Source organism: Acinetobacter sp. 826659 (genome assembly GCF_000588515.1).
Classification (GTDB): domain Bacteria; phylum Pseudomonadota; class Gammaproteobacteria; order Pseudomonadales; family Moraxellaceae; genus Acinetobacter; species Acinetobacter pittii.
The window spans coordinates 1-437 of the sequence record NZ_JFYD01000038.1 but is presented as its reverse complement, the minus strand read 5'-3'; the positions used below and the strand labels follow the sequence as shown (position 1 = coordinate 437).

The window sequence follows — 437 nt, the reverse complement described above, 5'->3', positions numbered from 1 at the left end:
AAAGATGCTGGATCCATGGCAGAGTAAAACTTGAAGTGCGACATAAACCACCTAATTAATTTAAAGGGTTTATGGAGTATATAAAATTGTCATACCATCATCTTAACTTTGAAGATCGTACTGCATTAATGCTTGAGTCAAGAAAAGAAGGCTTTTCAGCCAGAAAATTTGCTGAACTTATTAAAAGACATCCTAGTACGATCTATCGTGAGCTTAAAAGAAATAGCATCAATGACGTTTATCAAGCTCAATATGCTTCTGATAACACTTTTGCTAGACGTAGACGTGGTCACAGAAAACTCAAAATCGATTCAATCCTCTGGAAATTTATTGTTGAAGCGATCCGTTGTTTATGGTCTCCTCAGCAAATAGCAAAGCGTTTAAAGACATTTCCTGATTTGGATCAAACAATGAATGTAAGCCATACAACGATTTAT

1 protein-coding gene is annotated in these 437 nt (G+C 35.2%); it reads left to right on the top strand.

Features of this window, described 5'->3' with window-relative positions; all coding sequences use genetic code 11:
• Positions 1 to 128: 128 nt before the first annotated feature.
• On the top strand, positions 129 to 437 hold a 309-nt coding region (locus tag J663_RS18535; RefSeq protein ID WP_265596881.1), incomplete at its 3' end, for a helix-turn-helix domain-containing protein.